Genomic DNA, 22762 nt, shown 5'->3' with positions numbered 1-22762 from the left:
ATGAACGCCATCGTCCAAGCGTACGCCACGCTGGATGCCCACGCCCAGCCGCTGGGCCGCGAGCAACGCGCGCTGGAAGCGCACGCCGGCACGCCCGTGACGCTGACCGCCACGGTCGACGGCCCGCTCGACATCGCCCGGCTGGAACGCGCACTGGCCGGCGTGGCCGCGCGGCATCCGGCCACCTGCCTGGCCTTCGGGCGCGTCGACGGCCTGCGCGGGCTGCGCCAGCACTTTGGCGCCGGCGATGATCTGCCCGCGCTGGGCTACCACGTCCGCACGCCCGCACCCACCCGTACCGCGCTGACGCTGACCGCCCACGCGCTGGCCATCGACGGCCCGAGCCTGCGCACGCTGATGCGCGAACTGGCGCTGGCCTATGCCAACGACGCCGCCCCGGCCGACGCGCCGCCGCTGTCGTACGCCGACTATCTGGACTGGACCGCCGGACTGGCGCAGGAAAACATCGACGCCGGCCGCGACTACTGGCACGCGCTACGCGACCGTCTGGCTTCGCTCGACGCCCCGCGCCTGCCGTGGCGCCAGCAACCCGGCGACGCCACCGCGCTGCAACCAATCCCCGTCGCGCTCGGCGCGGAAGAGGCCGCCACCATCGCCGGCTGGGCCGCCACGTTCCACGTGCCGCCCGCGCACGTGCTGCAGGCCGCATGGTGGCTGCTGCTGGCCCGGCTCGATCCCGCCGCGCCGTTCTGCGCCGGCTGGGTCAACGACTGCCGCGACGACTTCGAGGCACTGGCCGGCGCCGTGGGGCGCTATACGTCGGTGCTGCCGGTCACGGTGGCGCCCGATCCGGCGCGGCCCTTTGCCGACTGGCTCGCCGCGTTCGGCGGGCAGCTCCAGCAGCACATGGACTGGCGCGAACACGCGCCGGCCGACATCGCCACCGCCGCCGCGTCGCGCTACGTGTTTGCCGTGACGGCCGCCGATCCGGCGCATGTGGCCGGCTGGCACATCGGCTGCCCCGCGCTGCTGCTGCCCGGCACCACGCTGGCGCTGGAAATCCAGACGCACGGCAGCGACCAGCCGCAAACGTTGGTACTGCACCATGACGCCAGCTTCCGCGCTGACGACGTGGCGTGCCTGCTCGACCAGTACCGCACGCTGCTGCACACGCTGCGCGCGCAGCCCGACACCGCCGTCGGCGCCCTGCCGCTGGCCACCGCCGCCGACCGCGCCCGCGCCACCGCGCTGCACGCGCCGGCGCAGGACTTCGGCACCGCATCGCTGCCGCAACGGCTGGCGCGCTGGGCCGCCGAACGGCCGCAGGCCGCCGCGCTGTCGGCTGATGGCCGCACGTGGACCTATGCCGAACTGGCCGCGCGCGTGGACGCCATCGCCACACAGCTGCCCGCGCTGGGCCTGCGTCCGGGCCAGCCAGCCGCGCTGGCGCTGCCGCGCTCGGGCGAACTGGTGATCGCGCTGCTGGCGGTCATGCGCGCCGGCGCTGCCTACCTGCCGCTCGATCCGGCCTGGCCCGCGCAGCGCCGCGCGCAGATTGCCGCCGATGCCGGCGCCACGTGCCTGATCGAACCGGCCGACATGGCCGCGCTGATGGCCGCGCCCGACGCGCCCGCCGCGCTGCCGCTGCTTGACCTTGCTGCCACGGCCTACGTGCTCTACACGTCGGGCTCCACGGGCACGCCCAAGGGCGTGCCGATTACGCACGGCCAGTTGCTGAACTACGTCGCCGCCGTTGGCCATGCGCTGCGCCTCGACGCCTGCCGGCGCTTTGCGCTGACATCGACCGTCGCGGCCGACCTTGGCAATACCACGCTGTTCGGCGCGCTCTGGCATGGCGCCTGCCTGTGCGTGGCAAACGATGCCGACATGCAGCACGCCGCCAGCTTCGGCGCCTTCCTGGCGCGCGAGCGGGTGGACTGCCTGAAGATCGTCCCGTCGCACCTCGATGCGCTGCTCGACGCATCGGGCGACCCCCTGCCGCTGCCGACGGACGCCGTGGTCGTGATCGGCGGCGAGGCCGCCTCACCTGCGTTCCTGGCCCACCTGCGCGCGCAGGCCCCGGGCGCGCGGCTCTGCAACCACTACGGCCCGACCGAAACCACGGTGGGCATCCTGGTCCACGACGCCGGCCCCGTGGCCGACCTGTCCGGCCAGCCGCTGCCGCTGACGCGCGTGCTCGCCAACGGCGTGGCGGAAATCCGCACCGCCGCGGGCCATCTGGCGACGGCCGGCGAAACCGGCGAGCTATACCTTGGCGGCGCGCAGCTTTGCGCGGGCTACCTCGGCGGCGCGCACGCCGACGCCTTCGTGTCCGATCCCGAGCATCCCGGCCAGCGCCTGTACCGCAGTGGCGACCTGGCGCGCTACCTGCCGCACGGCGGCATCGAACTGGTCGGCCGCGCCGACAGCCAGGTGAAGGTGCGCGGCTTCCGCATCGAATGCGGCGAGATCGAGCAGGTACTGGCCGCGCTGCCGGGCGTGCGCCACGCCGTGGTGCTGCCGCTGGCCGCCGCGGACGGCACCACGCAACTGGCCGCGTGGCTGGTGCCGGCCGACCCCGCGCAGCCGGTCACGGCCGCCCAGCGCGGCGCGCTGAAGCAGGCACTGGCCGAGCGCCTGCCCGATGCGATGATCCCGACGCAGTGGTCCGTCATCGACGCGCTGCCGCGCCTGCCGAACGGCAAGGTGGACCGCCGCGCGCTCGCCCAGGGCGCCGTGGCGGCCCAGCCCGCAGCCGGTGAACCGGCGCGCGAGCCCGCAACGGCGCTCGAAGCGCTGCTGCTGGACCAGATGCGCGACCTGCTGGGCTCCGGCCAGCTTGGCGTGACCGACGACCTGTTCGAGGCCGGCGGCCATTCGCTGCTGGTCATCAAGCTCGTGGCACGCGTGCGCAAGCTGCTGAAGCTCGACATCGCGCCGGCCGTGGTGTTCGACGCGCCAAGCGCCGCCGCGCTGGCCAGCGCGCTGCAGGCCGCCAGCCCCGACCCCACCGCGCTGGAAACGCTGGCCGGGCTGCAACGCCAGCTAGCCGCCATGTCGCCCGAAGCCCGCGCCGCGCTGCGCGCCAGCGCCACTGCTTGACGCCATCCATCAGGACCCGAATTCATGACGCCCTCGCCCTCCGCCGAGCAGGCCGCATTGCTGGCGCTGCTGCTCGAACAGGACGCCGACACCCCGCCGGCGCCCGCCACCGACGCCGCGCAGGACGCGCCGCTGTCGTTCTCGCAGCAGCGGCTGTGGTTCCTGCTGCAGTATGAGCCGGGCAGCACCGCCTACAACCAGACGCGCGCGTTCGTGCTGCGCGGCGCGCTGGACCGTGCCGCGCTGGAACGCGCGCTGCGCGCCGTGCTGGCCCGGCATCCCGCGCTGCGCACGCGCTTCGTGGCCGATGGGCAGGCGCCGGGCGCGCTGCCCCGGCAGGTGGTGGAACCGGCGCCGGCCTTCGCGCTGGCCGAGGCGCCGCTGGCCGCCGGTGACGCCGCGCTGCACGCCCGCATCGACGCCGAAGCGGCTCGCCCGTTCGACCTCGCCCAGGCGCCGCTGCTGCGCGCCACGCTGCTCGCGCGCGGCGCCGACGACCACGTGCTGCTGCTGTCGCTGCACCACATCGTCTCCGACGCCGTGTCGAACGCGGTCATCGCACGCGACCTGTCCGCCGCCTACGCCCAGGCGCTGGCCGGCGACGAAATCGCGCTGCCGGCACCTGCCGCCACCTTCGCCGCCCACGCCCGACAGCAGCGTGCGGCACTGGCCAGCGGCGCGCTCGACGCCCAGCGCGACTGGTGGCAGCGGCTGCTGGGCAGCCACGTGCCCGCGCTGCAACTGCCGACCGACCGACCGCATGGCGCCGAGGCCGAACACATCGCGCGGCGCGTCAGCACGCCGCTGCCGGTGCCCATCGCCAGTGCGCTGCGCACGTTCTGCGCCGCCCAGCGCGCCACGCCGTTCGTGGCGCTGCTGGCCGCGTGGCAGGCCCTGCTGGGCCGCTACGCGGGGCAGGACGACTTCGCGGTCGGCGTGCCGCACGCGGGCCGCGACGGCGACGGCTTTGACGACGTGGTCGGCTTCTTCGCCAACACGCACGTCTACCGCTCGCGCCTGCTGCCGGGCATGACCGGCCGCCGCCTCTGCGAAGCGCTGCGCGCCGACGCGCTGGGTGCGCTGGGCCATGCGGCGCTGCCGTTCGAAGTGCTGCTCGACGGCATGCAGGTGCCGCGCGACGCCGGCCGCACGCCGCTGTTCCAGGTCATGTTCAACCTGCGCAATACGGCAGGCGCCGCCCCGCTGGCGCTGCCGGGCCTGCGCACCGAGGCCGTCGAGGCCCGCGCGACCGGCGCCAAGTTCGACCTGATCCTCGACGTCGAACAGGCGCCCGACGCCACCGCGCTCCATCTCGAATACGACACCGCGCTGTTCGACGCCGCCACGGCGCAGCGCCTGCTGCGTCACTACGTCACGCAGTTGTCCGGCCTGCTGGCCAATCCCGACCTGCCGCTCACGGCCACGCCGCTGCTCGATGGCGAGGCGGCCGACGACGCCGCCGCGCTGGCGCATCAGCGCGCCGCAGGCCGGCCCGCGCAGCGCGTGGCCGACCCCGAGCCCGCCCATCGGCAGATCGCGCGCCACGCGACGCAGCGCCCGGACGCCATCGCGCTGCGCTACGGCGACACCACGATGACCTACGGCGAACTGGACCGCCGCGCCAACCGGCTGGCCCATCGCCTGATCGCGCTTGGCGTGGGGCCGGAGTCGCGCGTCGGCATCGCGCTGGAGCGTTCGCCCGCGATGATCGTCGCCATGCTGGCGATCCTGAAGGCCGGCGGCGCCTACGTGCCGTTCGATCCCGCCTACCCGGCCGAGCGGCTGGCCTACCTGTTCGCGGACAGCGGCATTGCCGCGCTGCTGACGCAGGCCAGCCTGCGCGGCCTGCTGCCCGCACGCGACGGCCTGCCGGTGCTGCTGCTCGACGGCGACGACAACGACGGCTGGCCCGACCAAGCGCCCACCGTCGACGTGCGGCCCGACCACCTGGCCTACGTGATCTATACCTCGGGCTCCACGGGCCGGCCCAAGGGCGCGCAGCTCCAGCACGGCAACCTGTCGCGGCTGCTGGCGGCCACGCAGCACTGGTTCGGCTTTGGCGCCGACGATGTCTGGACGCTGTTCCACTCCTACGCGTTCGATTTCTCGGTGTGGGAAGTCTTCGGCGCGCTGTGCCACGGCGGCCAGCTCGTGATCGTGCCGTTCCACATGAGCCGCTCACCGCAGGACTTCATCGCGCTGCTGCGGCAGGCCCGCGTGACCGTGCTGAACCAGACGCCGTCGGCGTTCCGCGCGCTGCTGGCCCAGCCCGAGCTCTATGGCGCACCACTGGCGCTGCGCCACGTCATCTTCGGCGGCGAGGCGCTGGACCCGCAGGCGCTGCAGCCGTGGATCGACCATTTCGGCGATGCGTCGCCGCGCCTGATCAACATGTACGGCATCACCGAGACCACGGTGCACGTCACATACCGGCCGATCACGCGCGCCGACCTGGACCCAAGCAGCCGCGCGCGCAGCCCCATCGGCGCCCGCATTCCAGACCTGGGCGTGCGCGTGCTCGATCCGGGCCTGAACCCGGTGCCGCCCGGCGTGGCCGGTGAACTCTATATCGCTGGCGACGGCCTCGCGCGCGGCTACCTGAACCGCCCCGCCCTGACCGCCGAGCGCTTTATCCCCGACCCGTTTGCCACCGATGGCGCGCGGCTCTATCGCACCGGCGACCTTGCGCGCTGGCTGCCCGATGGCGAACTCGAATACCTGGGCCGCATCGACCAGCAGGTCAAGATTCGCGGCTTCCGGATCGAGCCGGGCGAGATCGAGGCGCGGATCATGGCGCACGGCGGCATCGGCAACGCCGCCGTGCTGGCCGTGGACGGGCCGTCCGGTGCGCGGCTGGTGGCCTACGTGGTGCCGGTGGCCGGCAGCACGCCCGACGTGCCGGCGCTGCGTGCGGCGCTGGGCGACGAACTGCCGGATTACATGGTGCCGGCCGCGTTCGTGGTGGTCGACGCGCTGCCGCTGACGCCCAACGGCAAGCTGGACCGTCGCGCGCTGCCCGCGCCGGCCTTCGACAACGCGCAGGCGTTCGTCGCGCCCGAAGGCGACGCGGAAACCGCGCTGGCGGCCATCTGGGCCGAGGTGCTGGGCCTGCCGCGCGTAGGCCGCGCCGACAACTTCTTCGAACTGGGCGGCGATTCGATCCTGAGCCTGCAGATCGTGGCGCGCGCCCGCGCGGCTGGCTGGCTGCTGACGCCGCGCCAGTTGTTCGAGCGCCAGACGCTGGCCGAACTGGCCGCCGTGGCCACGCGCGCGTCCGCCGCCGTGGACGACGCCGCGCCAACCGGTGCCGTGCCGCTGCTGCCGATCCAGGCCGACTTCTTCGCGCTGCCGCTGGCCAATCGCCATCACTGGAACCAGTCGGTGCTGCTGGACTGCCACGCCGCGCCCGACTTGGCGGCGCTGTCGCAGGCGCTGGGCGATCTCGTGGGCCATCACGACGCGCTGCGGCTACGCTTCACGCAGCGCGACGGTGCGTGGCAGCAGGTCTATGCGGCCGCCGAGCCCTGCACGGACCTGCTCTGGGTGCGCCACGCCGATGACGAATCCGGGCGACTGGCGCACTGCGAGGCGGCCCAGCGCAGCCTCGATATCGCCAACGGTCCGCTGCTGCGCGCCGTGGCGCTGGAAACCGGCGGCTCGTGGCAGTTGCTGCTCGTCATCCACCACCTGGCCGTCGATGGCGTGTCGTGGCGCGTGCTCGTGGAAGACCTGCTCGCGGCCTATCGCCAGCGCCTGCAAGGCGAGGCCCCAAAGTTGCCGCCGCGCACCGCGTCATACCAGCGCTGGGCGCTGGTCCTGCGCGACCACGCCGCGCGCCGGGCCGACGAACTGCCGCACTGGCAGGCGCTGGCCGCCATCGACGCCGCGCTGCCGGCCGACGATGCCACGGCAAGCGCGACGCTCGCCGACCGCGCCGACGTCACGCTGACGTTGCCCGCCGATCTGACGCAGGCGCTGCTGCAACGCGCGCCGGCCGCCTACCGCACGCGTGTCAACGACCTGCTGCTGACCGCCGTGACACGTGCGCTCGGCAACTGGGCCGGGCGTCCGCAGGTGCTGGTCGACCTGGAAAGCCATGGCCGCGCGGCCGGTGTCGACGACGCCATCGACCTGAGCCGCACGGTCGGCTGGTGCACCACGCTGTTCCCGGTAGCGCTCGACGCCAGCGGCGACCTGGGCCACGCCATCCGCGCCGTCAAGGAGCAATTGCGCGCGGTGCCCGGCGAAGGCATCGGCTTCGGCCTGCTGCGCCACTTCGGCACGCCCGCGCAGCAACAGGCGCTGGCCGCCGTGCCGCGCCCGCAGGTGGTTTTCAACTACCTGGGCCAGTTCGACGCCACGCTGGCCGACGACGCCCCGTGGCGGCGTTCGTCGGGCGCCACGGGGACCACGCAAGACCCGTCCGCGCCGCTGTCGCATCCGCTGTCGATCAGCGGGCAGGTGTTCGACGGCCAGCTTCACCTGACGCTGGCGTTCAGCCGTACGCGGCATCGCGGCGCCACCATCGAACGACTGGCCGACGCGATCCGCGCCGAGCTGGCAGCCGTCATCGCGCACTGCACCTCGGGCGCGCAGGGCATGTCGCCGTCGGACTTCCCGCTGGCGCGGCTGACGCAGGCCGGGCTCGACGCGCTGGGCCTGGACGCCGCGCAGGTGCAGGACATCTACCCGCTCTCGCCGATGCAGGCCGGCATGCTGTTCCACTGCCTGTACGCGCCCGCCGGCAGCGCCTACACGAACCAGCTACGGGTGGACGTGGACGGGCTGGACGCCGACCGCTTTGTCGTCGCATGGCGCGCCGCGCTGGCGCGGCACGACAGTCTGCGCAGCGGCTTTCTCCATCGCGGCGACCAGCCGCTGCAGTGGGTAGCCAGGGACGTGGCGCTGCCCGTCATGGCCGAGGACTGGACCGGCCGCGACGCTGCCGCGCTCGACCGCTTCGCGCAGGACCAGCTCGCGCAGCGCTTCGACCTGGACCGCCCGCCGCTGATGCGGCTGGCGGTGCTGCGCACGGGCGCCGCTCGCCATCATCTGGTCTGGACCGTCCACCACCTGCTGCTGGATGGCTGGAGCACCGCGCAACTGCTGGGCGAAGTGCTGCGGCACTACGCCGGCGAGCCGCTGGCCGCGTCGGGCAGCCGCTTTGCCGACTACATCGGCTGGCTCCAGTCGCGCGATGCCACGGCCAGCCAGGCGTTCTGGCAGGCCAGCCTGCGCCGGCTGGAATCGCCCACGCAACTGATGGCGGCGCTGCCGGCGCCGGCGGCCCACGCGGCCGGCCATGCCGAACAGCACCATCTGCTGGATGCCGCCGAGACCGCCGCGCTGGCCAGCTTTGCCCGCGCGCAGAAGGTGACGCTGAACACGCTGGTGCAGGCCGCGTGGCTGCTGGTGCTGCAACGCGCCACGCGGCAGGACGGCGTGGCATTCGGCGCCACCGTGGCCGGGCGCCCGGCCGACCTGCCCGCCGCGCAGCAGATGCTGGGCCTGTTCATCAACACGCTGCCCGTGGTGGCCGCGCCACGCGCGCAGCAGACCGTGGGCGACTGGCTGCGCGAGGTGCAGGCGCTGAACCTGGCGCTGCGCGAGCACGAGCACACCCCGCTCTACGACATCCAGCGCTGGGCCGGCCACGGCGGGCAGGCGCTGTTCGACTCGATCGTCGTGTACGAGAACTACCCGGTGGATGCCGCGCTGCGCACCGCGCCGGGCGGGCTCGCCTTCGGCAACGTCACCAACCGCGCCGAGACCAACTATCCGCTGACGCTGGTGCTGGCGCAGACCGACGTGCTGCGCCTGACCTGCCGCTTCGACCGCGCGCGGATCGATGACGCGCAGGCGCAGCGGCTGGCGCAGAGCCTGTACCACGTGATGCGGGACATGGCGCGCGATGCGGCGCGTCCGCTGGGCCAGATCGGCCTGTCGCCGGCATCGGTGGCCGCGCCGCCCGCGCCGGTGCCGGTGCAGCCGCTGGCCCACTACCGGTTCGAGGCCCACGCGGCCACCACGCCGGACGCCGTTGCGCTGACCGCCGACGGCCAGACGCTGACTTACCGCGAACTCAACCGCCGCGCCAACGCGCTGGCCGCGCGGTTGCTGGCGCGCGGCGTCGGGCCCGACGTGCCCGTGGGCGTGCTGGCCGAGCGCTCGGTGGAAATGGTCGTGGCACTGCTGGGCATCCTCAAGGCCGGCGGCGTCTACGTGCCGTTCGATCCCGACTACCCGGCCGACCGGCTGGCCTACATGGTCGACGACAGCCGCGTGACGCTGCTGCTGACGCGCCACGCCGGCCTGCCGCAGACGGCCGCGTGCGCCGTGCCGGTGATCGACCTGACGGCGCCGGCGCTGTATGACGGCGACGCCGCCAACCCGGCGGTCAACCTCGATCCACGGCATCTGGCCTACGTGATCTACACGTCCGGCTCCACCGGCCGGCCCAAGGGAGTGGGCATCTCGCACGCGGCGCTGGCGCACTACCTGCATGGCGTACTGGCCGAACTGGCGCTGCCGCCGGGCCTGCGCATGGCGATGGTGTCCACGCCGGCCGCCGACCTGGGCCACACCGTGCTGTTCGGCGCGCTGGCCAGCGGCGCCGCGCTGCACCTGCCCGAGCGCCGCTGCGTGTTCGATGCGGCGGCGTTCGCGCGCGACATGGCCGGCCATGGCGTCGACGTGCTCAAGATCGTGCCAAGCCACCTGCGGGCGCTGCTCGATGGCGCGGCGGCGGCCGGCGTGCCAGAGGCCGACGTGCTGCCCGCGCATACGCTCGTGCTCGGCGGCGAGGCCACCGACGCCGCGCTGCGCGCGCGCATCCACGCGGCGCGGCCGGACTGCCGGCTCGTCAATCACTACGGGCCGACCGAAACCACGGTCGGCGTGCTGGTCCATGTGGCCGGCACCACGCCCCAGCCCGGCGCCGGCCTGCCGCTGGGCCAGCCGCTGGCCGGCACCGTCGCGCACGTGCTGGACGCCGACTTGCAGCCGCTGCCCGATGGCGTGGCCGGCGAGCTGTACCTGGGCGGCCCGGCCCTGGCGCGCGGCTACCTGGGCCGCGCGGCACTGACGGCGGACCGCTTCGTGCCGGACCCGTTCGCAGCCGACGGCGCGCGCCTGTATCGCACCGGCGACCGCGTGCGGCGCCATGCCGACGGGCGCTTCGCGTACCTGGGCCGTATCGACGACCAGGTCAAGATCCGCGGCTTCCGCGTGGAGCCCGGCGAAATCGCCGCGCAACTGGCCGCGCTGCCGGGCATCCGGCAGGCCGCCGTCATCGCCGCATCGGCCGACACCGGCGTGCAGCTCGTGGGCTATGCCGTGCCCGACGCCGGCGCGCAGCCCGATGCGGCCGCGCTGCGCCGCGCGCTGGCGGCCGTGCTGCCGGGCCATATGGTGCCGGCCGCCATCGTGCTGCTCGATGCGCTGCCGCTGACCGCCAACGGCAAGCTGGACCGCCGCGCGCTGCCCACGGCCAATGCCCCGCTGGCCACCGCCGGCGAGCCGCCGCAGGGCGACGTGGAGATCCGGCTGGCCGCCATCTGGCAAGACCTGCTGCACGTGCCCGTGGTGCATCGCCATGACAACTTCTTTGCCCTGGGCGGCCACTCGCTGCTGGCCGTCCAGCTTCTCTCCCGCATCCAGGGCGAACTCGGCATCGACGCGCCGCTGGCGCTGCTGTTCGGCGCGGCGACGCTGGCCGAGCTGGCCGCCGCGCTGCCGTCGCAGCAGCGCCATGCCGACGAAGCCGCCCTGCTGGAGCTTGAAGCGTTTGCCAATTCCCTGGAGTCAGTCTGAATGATCGAAGCCAACACCGCGGCGCGTCTGGCCGCGCGCTTTGCCACGCTGGCGCCGGCCCAGCGCCGCGCCTTCCTCGACAAGATGGCCGAGCAAGGCATCGCATTCGCGCAACTGCCGATTCCCGCGCTGCCGCGCCCCGACGCCGGCGCCGTGCATGACGCGCCGCTGTCGTATGCGCAACAGCGGCAGTGGTTCCTGCACCGCTTCGAGCCGGACAGCGCCGCGTATCACATCAGCAGCAGCGTCGACCTGCGCGGCACGCTGGACGTGCCCGCGCTGGAAGCCGCCTTTGCCGTGCTGGCCCAGCGCCACGACGCGCTGCGCACCGCCTTTGTGGCCGATGCCGATGGCCAGGTCACGCAGCGGGTGCGCCCGGCGGTGACGATCGCGCTACCGGTCACCGACCTGTCGGCCGACCCGTCTGCCGCCGATGCCCGCGCCGCCGCCATTGCCGAGGCACCGTTCGACCTCGGCCACGCGCCGCTGCTGCGCGTGCACCTGCTGAAGCTGGGCGCGCAGGCCCACCGGCTGGTGCTGGTGATGCATCACATCGTCTCCGATGGCTGGTCGATGCAGTTGCTAATCGACGAACTGGCCGCCGCATACCGCGCGCAACGCGCCGGCCAGGCGCTGGTGCTGCCGGCGCAGCCCATCGGCTACGCCGACTACGCGGCCTGGCAACGCAACTGGCTCGAAGCCGGCGAACGCGAGCGCCAACTGGCGTGGTGGTGCGACACGCTGGCCGGCGCACCCGACGTACTGGCGCTGCCGACCGACCGCCCGCGCCCGGCCGCCGCGTCATACGTGGCCGACCGGTGCGAGATCGACCTGCCCGACATGCTGGCCGCCCGGCTGCGCACGCGCGCACAGGCCCAGGGCGGCACGCTGTTCATGGCGCTGCTGGCCGGCTTCCACGCGCTGCTGCACCGCTACACGGGCAGCGGCGACATCTGCGTCGGCGTGCCGGTGGCCGGCCGCAACCGCATCGAGACCGAGCGCGTGGTGGGCCTGTTCGTCAACACGCAGATCGTGCGCGGCCGCATTGACGGGCGCCAGCCGCTATCTGCGCTGCTGGACGGCATCCGGCAGGCCGTGCTGGGCGCGCAGGCGCACCAGGACCTGCCATTCGAGCAACTGGTGGATGCGCTGCAACCGGCGCGCAGCATCAGCTACCACCCGCTGTTCCAGGTCGTGCACAACCATCGGCGGGGCGACCGCGCCGCGCGGGTGTCGCTGCCCGACCTCGAACTCGAAAGCGCGCCCGTGGGCGAGCGCAGCACGGCGCTGGAACTGACGCTCGACACGCGCGAAGACTCGGCCGGCCGCATTCACGCGTCGTTCCTCTACGCGCGCGAACTGTTCGACGCGGCCACCGTGCAGCGGCTGGCACGCCACTACCTGCGGCTGCTGGGGCAACTGGCCGATGACCCGTCCGTGGCGCTCGGCGCCGTGGACCTGCTCGACAGCAGCGAGCGCGACGCACTGCTGCAGATCGGCCACGGCATCGCGCCGGCCGATGACTGCCTGCCCGTCCACGCCCATATCGCCCGCCATGCCGCCGCGCAGCCTGATGCCATCGCCGTGATCTGCGGCGAGCAATCGCTGCGCTATGGCGATCTGCTGGCCCGCGCCGACCGGCTGGCCGCTACGCTGCGTGCGCGCGGCATCGGCGCCGAGGATCGCGTCGGCATCGCGCTGTCCCGCTCGCCCGACATCATCGTCGCGCTGCTGGCCGTGATGCGGGCCGGCGCCGCCTACGTACCGTTCGACCCGAGCTATCCGAAGGACCGGCTGGCCTACCTGTTCGACGACAGCGCAATCCGGCTGCTGGTGACCGAGCCGGCGCTGCTCGACGTGCTGCCGGCCCCCGCCGCGCTGCCTGTGCTGACGCTGGACATGGTCAGTGCCGATGTGGCGCCGCTGGACGAGGTCGCCGTCCATCCGGACCAGTTGGCCTACGTGATCTACACGTCGGGCTCCACGGGGCGGCCCAAGGGCGTATGCGTGTCGCACGGGCCGCTGGCGATGCATGTGGCGGTGACCATCGAGCTTTACGAGATGAGCCCGGCGTCCCGGGAACTGCACTTCCTCTCGTTCGCGTTCGACGGCGCCCACGAGCGCTGGCTTTGCGCGCTGGCCTGCGGCGGCTCGCTGGTGCTGCGCGATGACACGCTCTGGACGCCCGAGCAGACCGCCGAGGCCATGGCCCGACACGGCGTGACCAACGCCGGTTTTCCGCCGGCCTACCTGCGCCAGTTGGCCGAGCATTGCGAGCAACGCGGCGAGCATCCGCCGGTGGCGCTCTACTCGTTCGGCGGCGAGGCGATGCCGCGCGGCGCCTTTGCGCAGGCGCGCCGGGCGCTGGGTGCCCGGACCTACATCAACGGCTACGGCCCGACCGAGACCGTGGTCACGCCGATGGTGTGGAAGGTCCGGGCCGAGGCGGCCGACTTCACCGGCACCTACGCGCCGATTGGCCGCCCCGTGGGCGACCGCCGCTGCTACCTGCTCGATGCCGAACTGAACCTCGTGCCGCCCGGCGTGGCCGGGGAGTTGTATATCGGCGGCGAAGGGCTGGCGCGCGGCTACCTGAACCGCGCGGCGATGACGGCCGAGCGCTTCGTGCCGGACCCATTTGCCGACGACGGCGCACGGCTCTATCGCACCGGCGACCTCGCCCGCTGGCTACCGGACGGTCAGCTTGAATACCTGGGCCGGATCGACCAACAGCTCAAGATCCGGGGCTTCCGGATCGAGCCGGGCGAGATCGAGGCGCGGATCGTCGCGCAGGCTGGCGTCGCCCATGCGGTGGTGCTGGCGGTGGACGGGCCATCCGGTGCGCGGCTGGCGGCCTATGTCGTCGCCGCCGACGGGGTGCGCATCGACATCGAAGCAATCCGCTCCGCGCTGGCTGCCGAACTGCCCGACTACATGGTGCCGGCCGCGTTCGTGGTGCTCGACGCGCTGCCGATGACGCCGAACGGCAAGCTCGACCGCCGCGCGCTGCCCGCGCCGACGTTCGACAGCGCACAGGCGTTCGTCGCGCCCGAGGGCGATGCCGAGACCGCGCTGGCCGCCATCTGGGCGGCCGTGCTGGCCGTGCCGCGCGTAGGCCGGGCCGACAACTTTTTCGAACTGGGCGGCGATTCGATCCTGAGCCTGCAGATTGTCGCGCGGGCCCGCGCGGCGGGCTGGCTGCTGACGCCACGCCAGTTGTTCGAGCGCCAGACGCTGGCCGAACTGGCCGCCGTGGCGGTGCCGGTGGGCGCCGACGCCGTCGACGACCATGCCGCGCCGCGTGGCGCCGTGCCGCTGCTGCCGATCCAGGCCGACTTCTTCGCCCAGCCGATGCCGCGCCGCGACCACTGGAACCAGTCGGTGCTGCTGGACTGCCGCGACGGCCTGGATACCGACGCGCTGCGCCAGGCCGTGGACGACATCGTCGCCCATCACGACGCGCTGCGGCTGCGCTTCACCCCTGATGGCAGCGGCTGGCAGCAGGTCTATGCCGACGCGGAGGCGTGCGCCGATCTGCTGTGGGTGCGCCATGCCGACGACGAAGCCGGGCGGCTGGCGCACTGCGAGGCGGCCCAGCGCAGCCTCGATATCGCCAATGGTCCGCTGCTACGGGCCGTGGCGCTGGAAACCGGTGGCGCGTGGCAACTGCTGCTGGTGATTCACCACGTCGTTGTCGACGGCGTGTCGTGGCGCGTGCTCGTGGAAGACCTGCTGGCGGCCTATCGCCAGCGCCTGCAAGGCGACACGCCCGCGCTGCCGCCGCGCACCGCGTCGTACCAGCGCTGGGCGCTGGCGCTGCGCGACCACGCCGCGCGCCGGGCCGACGAGTTGCCGCACTGGCAGGCGCTGGCTGGCATCGACGCCACGCTGCCGACCGTCGATGCCAACGCGCCGTGCACGATGGCAGCGCGCGCGCATGTCCACCTGACCCTGCCGGCCGACCTGACGCAGGCGCTGCTGCAACGCGCGCCGGCCGCCTACCGCACGCGCGTCAACGACCTGCTGCTGACCGCGCTGACCCGCGCGCTGTCGGGCTGGACGCAGCGCGCGCAGGTGCTGATCGATCTGGAAAGCCATGGCCGCGCGGCCGGCGTCGATGACGCCATCGACCTGAGCCGCACGGTCGGCTGGTTCACGACGGTGTTTCCGGTGGCGCTGGACGCCAGCGGCGACGTGGGCCACGCCATCCGCGCCGTGAAGGAGCAACTGCGGGCGGTACCGGGCGAAGGCATCGGCTACGGGCTGCTGCGCCGCTTTGGCACGCCCGCGCAGCAGCAGGCCCTGGCCGCCGTGCCGCGGCCGGAGGTCGTCTTCAACTACCTCGGGCAGGTCGATGCCACGCTGGCGGGCGACGCCCCGTGGCAGCGCGCGGCCGGTGCCACCGGCGCCAACCAGGACGCCGCCACGCCGCTGTCGCATCCGCTGGCCGTCAGCGGGCAGGTGCAGGATGGCCAACTGCGGCTGTCGCTGGCCTATGCGCGTGGCCGCTACGATGCCTCCGCCATCGACGCGCTGGCTGCCAGCCTGCGCGTGGCGCTGGAGGACGTGGTCAACCACTGCACGTCGGGCGCCGTCGGGCTGACGCCGTCCGACTTCCCGCTGGCGCGGCTGTCGCAGGCCGAGCTGGACGCGCTGGCGCTGGACCCGGCCGCCACGGCCGACCTGTATCCGCTGTCGCCGATGCAGGCCGGCATGCTGTTCCACAGCGTGTTCGGCGAGCACGGCAGCGCCTATACCAACCAGTTGCGCGTGGACGTGACCGGTGTCGATCCGGCGCGCTTCACGGCCGCGTGGCAGGCCGCGCTGGCCCGCCATGACAGCCTGCGCTGCGGCTTTCTTCATCGCGCCGGCCAGCCGCTGCAGTGGGTGGCCCGCGACGTGGCGCTGCCGGTGCGGATCGAAGACTGGACCGGGCGCGACGCGGCCGAGATCGACGTCTTTGCCGCCAGCGAGCGCGCCATGGGCTTCGACCTTGCCCGGCCGCCGCTGATGCGCGTGGCGCTGCTGCGCACCGGGCCGGACCAGCATCATCTGGTCTGGACCGTCCACCACCTGCTGCTGGACGGCTGGAGCACGGCCCAGCTACTCGGCGAGGTGCTGCGCCACTACGCCGGCGAGGCGCCGCCCGCCACGGCGGGCCGCTTTGGCGACTACATCGGCTGGCTCCAGTCGCGCGATGCCGACGCCAGCCGGGCGTTCTGGCAACAACAGCTTGCACCGCTGGACGCCCCGACCCGGCTGCTGGCCGCGCTGCCGGCGCCGGAAAGCGGCCAGGGCCAGGGCGAGCACCATCACCAGCTCGATGCCGACGAAACCGCCGCGCTGGCCAGCTTTGCCCGCGCGCAGAAGGTGACGCTGAACACGCTGGTGCAGGCCGCGTGGCTGCTGGTGCTGCAACGCTGCACGAACCAGCCGTGCGTGGCGTTTGGCGCCACGGTGGCCGGGCGCCCGGCCGACCTGCCGGCCGCGCAGCAGATGCTCGGGCTGTTCATCAACACGCTGCCCGTGGTGGCCGCGCCGCAAGCCGCCATGACCGTGGGCGACTGGCTGCGCGAGGTGCAGGCGCGCAACCTTGCCATCCGCGAGCACGAGCACACGCCGCTCTACGACATCCAGCGCTGGGCCGGCCACGGCGGGCAGGCGCTGTTCGACTCGATCGTCGTGTTCGAGAACTACCCCGTGGATGCCGCGCTGCGCCGCACGCCGGGCGGGCTGGCGTTCTCGGGCGTGCGCAACCTTGCCGAGACCAACTACCCGCTGACGCTGCTGTTCGCGCAGAACCAGGCCGATCCGCTGCACCTGACCTGCCGCTTCGACCGCGCGCTGCTGGCCGAGGACCATGCGCGGCAACTGGCCGCCAGCGTGTTCGCGGTGCTGCGCCAGATGGCTGCCGACGCCGCGCGCCCGCTGGCGGGCATCGGCCTGCTGGCGCCTGCCGATGCGCGTGCCGCGCTGGCGCAAGGCGCCGTGGCCGAGCCGTATCCGCCCAGCCAGCCCGTGCATCGCCTGTTCGAAGCCCACGCCGCCGCGCAACCCGACGCCATCGCGCTGTGCCTGGGCGACCAGTCGCTGACCTACGGCGCGCTGAACCGCCGCGCCAACGCACTGGCGCACCGGCTGATCGCACGCGGCGTGGGGCCGGACGTGCCCGTGGGCGTGCTGGCCGAGCGCTCATTCGAGATGGTGGTGGCGCTGCTGGCCATCCTGAAGGCCGGCGGCGCCTATGTGCCGTTCGATCCGGACTACCCGGCCGACCGCCTGCGCTACATGATCGAGGACAGCGGCGTGGCGCTGGTGCTGGTGCAACGGCCGGACGCGATGCCGCCGCTGTCGCACGCGATCACGCCGCTGGACCTGCGCGCGGCGGCCGGGCACGACGATGCCGACGCGGGCAATCCCGCGCCGGCGCTGTCGCCCGAGCATTTGGCCTACATCATCTACACGTCGGGCTCGACAGGGCGGCCCAAGGGTGCCGCCAACCGCCACGGCGCGCTGTTCAACCGGCTCTGGTGGATGCAGCGGCAATACCGGCTCGATGGCGCCGACACCGTGCTGCAGAAGACGCCGTTCAGCTTTGACGTGTCGGTCTGGGAGTTCTTCTGGCCGCTGATGACCGGCGCGCGGCTGGCGCTGGCCGCGCCGGGCGATCACCGCGATCCGCAGCGCATTGCCGCGCTGATCGCGCAGCATCGGGTCACGACGCTGCACTTCGTGCCGTCGATGCTGCAGGCGTTCGTCGCCGATGCGGCCGTGGCGGGCGCCTGCGGCACGCTGCGTCATATCGTCTGCAGCGGCGAGGCGTTGCCCGCCGACCTGGCGCGCCGCACGCTGGCGCTGCTGCCGCACGCGGGGCTGCACAACCTGTACGGCCCCACCGAGGCGGCCATCGACGTCACGCACTGGACCTGCTGCACCGACCCCGGCCACGTGGTGCCGATCGGCCACCCGATTGCCAACGTCAGCGCCCACGTGCTGGACGCCGCGCTGCAACCGGTGCCCGATGGCGTGGCCGGCGAACTCTATCTTGGCGGCGCCGGGCTGGCGCGCGGCTATCTGGGCCGCGCGGCGCTGACGGCCGAGCGCTTTGTGGCCGATCCGCACGGCTCGCACGGCGAGCGGCTCTATCGCACCGGCGACCTCGCGCGGCGGCTGGCCAGCGGGCAGATCGAGTATCTGGGCCGCCTGGACCATCAGGTGAAGATTCGCGGGCTGCGCATCGAACTGGGCGAGATCGAGGCGCGGCTGCTGGCGCACGACAGCGTGCGCGAGGCCGTGGTGATCGCGCAGACGCAGGACGGCCCGGCGCGGCTGGTGGCCTACGTGGTGCCGGCCGCCGGTGCCACGGCGCAGGCCGACACGCTGCGCCAGTGGCTGGCGCAGGCGCTGCCGGACTACATGGTGCCGGGCGCGGTGGTCGTGCTGGACCGCATGCCGGTGACGCCGAATGGCAAGCTGGACCGCCGCGCGCTGCCGTCGCCCGACTTTACGGGCACGGCCGCCTATGAGGCGCCGCAGGCCGGGATCGAGGAAACGCTGGCCGGAGTCTGGCGCGACGTGCTGAAGGTGGCGCGCGTGGGCCGGGCCGACAACTTCTTCGAACTGGGCGGCGATTCGATCCTGAGCCTGCAGATCGTGGCCCGCATGCGGGCGCTGGGCTGGCACCTGACGCCGAAGCACCTGTTCGAGGGCCAGACGCTGGCCGTGGTGGCTGAGGCCGCGACCATGATGGCCGAGTCAGCGGCAGCCGCCCCGCAGGCGGCCCGGCGCCGCGACGCGCTGCGCAGCGTCGATTTTCCGCTGGCGCGGCTGTCGCAGCCGCAACTGGACAGCCTGGGCCTGGACGCCGCGCGCGTGCAGGACATCTATCCGCTGTCGCCGATGCAGGCCGGCATGCTGTATCACAGCGTGGCGCGAGCCGATGCCGGCCATGCCTACATCAACCAGTTGCGCGTCGATATCGACGGGCTGGACCCGGCCCGCTTTGCGCGGGCGTGGCAAGACACGCTGGCCTGCCACGACACGCTGCGCACGGGCTTTGTCCCGCGCGGCGAGCAGCCGCTGCAATGGGTGGCGCACGACGTGGCGCTGCCGATAGCCGAGCATGACTGGTCGGGCCGCAACGACCACGCGGCCGCGCTGGACGCCCTGGCGGCCGACGAACTGGCACGGGGCTTCGACCTCGAACAGCCGCCGCTGATGAGGCTGGCGCTGGTGCGCACCGGTGCCGCCCGCCATCATCTGGTCTGGACGGTCCACCACCTGCTGGTCGACGGCTGGAGCGCGTCGCAACTGCTGGGCGAAGTGCTGCAGCGCTATGCCGGCGAGCCGGTGAACGCGCCGGCGGGCCGCTTTGCCGACTACATCGGCTGGCTCCAGTCGCGCGATGCCGATGCGGCACGGACGTTCTGGGCCGGCGCGCTGGACGGCTTCGACACGCCGACGCGGCTGGCGGAGACCGTGCAGGCGCCCGCGTCGGGCCAGGGCTACGGCCTGTTGCAGCAGGCGTGCAGCCAGGCGATGACCGACCGGCTGGCCGCTTTCGCGCGCACGCAGAAGGTGACGCTGAACACCGTGGTGCAGGCCGCGTGGCTGCTGCTGTTGCAGCGCTACACGGGCCAGCGGCGCGTGGCGTTCGGTGCCACCGTGGCGGGCCGTCCGGCCGACGTGCCGGGCGCGCAGCAGATGCTTGGGCTGTTCATCAACACGCTGCCGGTCATCGCCACGCCGCGCGCCGAGCAGGATATCGGCGAGTGGCTGCGGCAGCTGCAGGCGTTCAACGTGGCGGCGCGCGAGCACGGCCACACGCCGCTGTCCGACATCCAGCGCTGGGGCGGCCAGGCCGGGCAGCGGCTGTTCGACAGCATCCTGGTGTTCGAAAACTTCCCGCTGGAAGACGCGCTGGCGTCGGCCACGCGCAGCGGGCTGCGGCTGGAGACCCAGGGCAGCACGGGCCTGACCGAGTACGAGATGGACGTCGAGGTGAGCCTGCGGCAGACGCTGCGGCTGAGCTTCACGTACATGCGGCGCGCGTTCGACGCGGCGCAGGTGGAACGGCTGGGCGCGCAGATGATGGCGCTGCTGGCCGGCATCGACACGGCCGGCACGGTAGGACGCTGGAGCCTGCTGACGCCGGACGCGCTGGCCGCGTTGAAGCAGATCGGCCACGGCATCGCGCCGGCCGATGACTGCCTGCCCGTCCACGCCCATATCGCCCGCCATGCCGCCGCGCAGCCTGATGCCATCGCCGTGATCTGCGGCGAGCAGTCGCTGCGCTATGGCGATCTGCTGGTCCGTGCGGACCGGCTGGCGGCCACGCTCCGTGCGCGCGGCATCGGCGCCGAGGATCGCGTCGGCATCGCGCTGTCCCGCTCGCCCGACATCATCGTCGCGCTGCTGGCCGTGATGCGGGCCGGGGCGGCCTATGTGCCGTTTGATCCCAGCTATCCGAAGGACCGGCTGGCCTACCTGTTCGACGACAGCCAAATCCGGCTGCTGGTGACCGAGCCCGCGCTGCTCGACGTGCTGCCGGCCCCCGCCGCGCTGCCCGTGCTGACGCTCGACATGGTCAGTGCCGATGTGACGCCGCTGGGCGAGGTCGCCGTCCATCCGGAGCAGTTGGCCTACGTGATCTACACGTCGGGCTCCACGGGCCGGCCCAAGGGCGTGTGCGTGTCGCACGGGCCGCTGGCGATGCATGTGGCGGCGACCATCGAGCTTTACGAGATGACGCACGCCTCGCGCGAACTGCACTTCCTGTCGTTCGCGTTCGATGGCGCCCACGAGCGCTGGCTTTGCGCGCTGGCCTGCGGCGGCTCGCTGGTGCTGCGCGATGACACGCTCTGGACGCCCGAGCAGACCGCCGAGGCCATGGCCCGACACGGCGTGACCAACGCCGGTTTTCCGCCGGCCTACCTGCGCCAGTTGGCCGAGCATTGCGAGCAACGCGGCGAGCATCCGCCGGTGGCGCTCTACTCGTTCGGCGGCGAGGCGATGCCGCGCGGCGCCTTCGCGCAGGCGCGCCGGGCGCTGGGTGCCCGGACCTACATCAACGGCTATGGCCCGACCGAGACCGTGGTCACGCCGATGGTGTGGAAGGTCCGGGCCGACGCGGCCGACTTCACCGGTACGTATGCGCCGATTGGCCGTCCCGTGGGCGACCGCCGCTGCTACCTGCTCGATGCCGAACTGAATCTCGTGCCGCCTGGCGTGGCCGGGGAGTTGTATATCGGCGGCGAAGGGCTGGCGCGCGGCTATCTGAACCGCGCGGCGATGACGGCCGAGCGCTTCGTGCCGGACCCGTTTGCCGAGGATGGTGCGCGGCTCTATCGCACTGGCGACCTCGCCCGCTGGCTGCCCGACGGGCAGCTTGAATACCTAGGCCGGATCGACCAACAGCTCAAGATCCGGGGCTTCCGGATCGAGCCGGGCGAGATCGAGGCGCGGATCGTCGCGCAGGCTGGCGTTGCCAATGCGGCGGTGCTGGCGGTGGACGGGCCATCCGGTGCGCGGCTGGCGGCCTATGTCGTCGCCGCCGAAGGTGCGCGCATCGACGTCGAAGCGATCCGTGCCGCGCTGGCCGCCGAACTGCCCGACTACATGGTGCCGGCCGCATTCGTCGTACTCGACGCGCTGCCGATGACGCCGAACGGCAAGCTGGACCGCCGCGCGCTGCCCGCGCCCGAGGCCGTGACGACCGACCAGTTCGTTGCGCCGCGCACCGAGGCCCAGCGCTGGCTGGCGCAGGTCTGGCAAGACGTGCTGGGCGTGGCGCGCGTGGGGCTGGACGACAACTTCTTCACGCTGGGCGGCGATTCGCTGCTGAGCCTGAAGGTGATTTCGCGGGTGCGGGCCAACAAGACGCTCGGCATCGACCTGAAGCTGCGCGACCTGATGCGCACGCCGACCATCGGCCAGTTGCTGCCCGACGGGCAGGCCGAGGCACCGTCCGCGCCGACGGCGCTGCGCGCGCTGGTGCAGGGGCCGGCCGCCGGCGCGCTGCCTCCGGTGGCGGTGGTCCACGCGGCGCTCGGCACGCTGTTCGACTACGACGCCATCGCCGCCGCGCTGGGGCGCCACTGCACCGTCTACGGCTTCCAGTCGCGCGCGGCGGGCGATCCAGCGTGGCGCGACACGTCGCTGGCCGCGCTGGCGGCCGACTACGTGCGCGAATGGCGCGCCGCGCAGCCGCAGGGGCCGTATCGCCTGCTCGGCTGGTCGGTCGGCGCCACGCTGGCCACGTGGATGGCCCGCGAGCTCGAACAGCAGGGGCAGGCAGTGGAATGGCTGGGTCTGGTGGACCCGTTCGTGCCCGAGGCCGCGCCAGCGGACGACACCCAGGCACCGGGCTGGCCCGCCGCGTTGCAGGCGTTCGCCGCGCGTCTGCTGCCCGGCAGCGCGCCGCTGGCGATCCCCACGCCGGTGGCCGCCGCGCCCGATGTGGCTGGCGTGGCCGCACTGCTGGTGCCACTGGTGGCGTCGACGCAGGGGGTGCCCGGCGCCGACGAACTGGCCCAGATGTTCGTCGCCGCGCATCGGCTTGGCGCGCTGGTATCGGCGGAGGCGGCCATACCTGTCGTACAGGCGCCACGGTTTGTGTGGTGGCGCACGGGTCGTGACGATGCCATCGCACGGCTGGCGCAACGGGCTGGCGAGCCGGCCGGCCAGGCCGTGCTGGACGGCGTGGACCACCACGCCATCGTCCGGGATCCCCGGCTGCTGGCCGATCTTGCCCGCTGGCTCGATGCCCCCGCGCCGGCGCCTGGCACGACAGGGTCCGCCGCCGACGTAGCAGACCGCCGTGCCGCAACCCTCCCGACGTAGGTATTCCGCAATCGCCTCGCAATAGAAATGCGAATGATTTGTATAT

The 22762-nt window shown here is 73.1% G+C and carries 3 protein-coding genes; all 3 read left to right on the top strand.

Going from position 1 to position 22762, the window contains the following annotated elements; all coding sequences use genetic code 11:
* The 3 genes from EPAKOI_RS19040 to EPAKOI_RS19030 are packed head-to-tail and all read left to right on the top strand — an operon-like array spanning position 1 to position 22716.
* A complete protein-coding gene (locus EPAKOI_RS19040) occupies positions 1-3063 on the top strand; it encodes an amino acid adenylation domain-containing protein (RefSeq protein ID WP_423194303.1) in 3063 nt (1020 codons plus the stop codon).
* 24 nt (positions 3064-3087) lie between these two features.
* Positions 3088-10875, top strand: coding sequence for an amino acid adenylation domain-containing protein (locus EPAKOI_RS19035; RefSeq protein ID WP_423194302.1), 7788 nt, complete (start codon positions 3088-3090; stop codon positions 10873-10875).
* Positions 10876-22716, top strand: a complete 11841-nt coding sequence (locus tag EPAKOI_RS19030) for an amino acid adenylation domain-containing protein (RefSeq protein WP_423194301.1) — start codon at positions 10876-10878, stop codon at positions 22714-22716.
* Positions 22717-22762: the final 46 nt, after the last annotated feature.

The organism is Cupriavidus sp. H18C2 (assembly GCF_049393795.1).
Classification (GTDB): Bacteria; Pseudomonadota; Gammaproteobacteria; order Burkholderiales; family Burkholderiaceae; genus Cupriavidus; species Cupriavidus pauculus_C.
This window is presented reverse-complemented; position numbering and strand designations above follow the sequence as displayed.